Origin of the sequence: Pontibacter rugosus, from assembly GCF_042678745.1 — a bacterium.
GTDB classification, from domain to species: domain Bacteria; phylum Bacteroidota; class Bacteroidia; order Cytophagales; family Hymenobacteraceae; genus Pontibacter; species Pontibacter rugosus.
Window position 1 is genome coordinate 1 of record NZ_JBHTLD010000469.1, and the last position, 727, is coordinate 727.

Below are 727 nucleotides of genomic sequence, written 5' to 3' on the forward strand. Positions count from 1 at the left end.
ATGCTAAATGTTTACACATAATAAAAAGATAAACATCATGTTGATGGTAAACTTATTCTCATCAAAGAGCCAAAGGAAGTATAGGTTAGTTTACTTCCTTTGGCTCTTTATGTAAACGAGAACAGTAAGCACAAGTGATAGATGTGTACTATCGGTTACGTGAGATGTAACCTTTTACGGTTTACTTGTCTTTTACGAATCTGTAGGTGAATTTCCCTACTTTTGATGTCTTTTTCTTATCATCTGGTACATCAATTGGATAACCAGCATATGCTTGCTCATCTAACCAAACCATGGATGTGTCTGAAATGGCAAGTACGGTGTAATCAGTAGTTAAGCTTCCTCTTTTAAAGGTAATATAGTTCGGTTCGTCTTTTTTAGGCAAATCATACGTGTATGCTTCTTGGTTTGTACTGCCAGGAAGTGATATAAACATCTGATTACCTTTGAACTCAAAGTAAGACTGAACTTCTACTGAATCTGCATAAACAATAGTGTCGGCATCACCATAATACTCTCTTACAATAAATTTGTTTGTCCATTTTCCCTGCAGCTTCTGGCTTATTTCACCTTCAGGAATTGGAGTAGGAATTTCACCTTCATCGTCTTTATTACAGGCAGATAATAACAGAACTGGAAGGAAGAACAAGAGCAACTTTTTCATATAATAATGTTTAGTAGGATATAAGCTAGTATACTATAGGTAAAGTTAGTTTGTTTCAAAAAT

The 727-nt window shown here is 34.7% G+C and carries 1 protein-coding gene; it reads right to left on the minus strand.

The features are described from left to right. Positions 1–181: 181 nt before the first annotated feature. Positions 182–664, minus strand: a complete 483-nt coding sequence (locus ACFQ2O_RS21960; RefSeq protein WP_377533114.1) for a hypothetical protein — start codon at positions 662–664, stop codon at positions 182–184. Between the last annotated feature and the right edge of the window lie 63 nt (positions 665–727).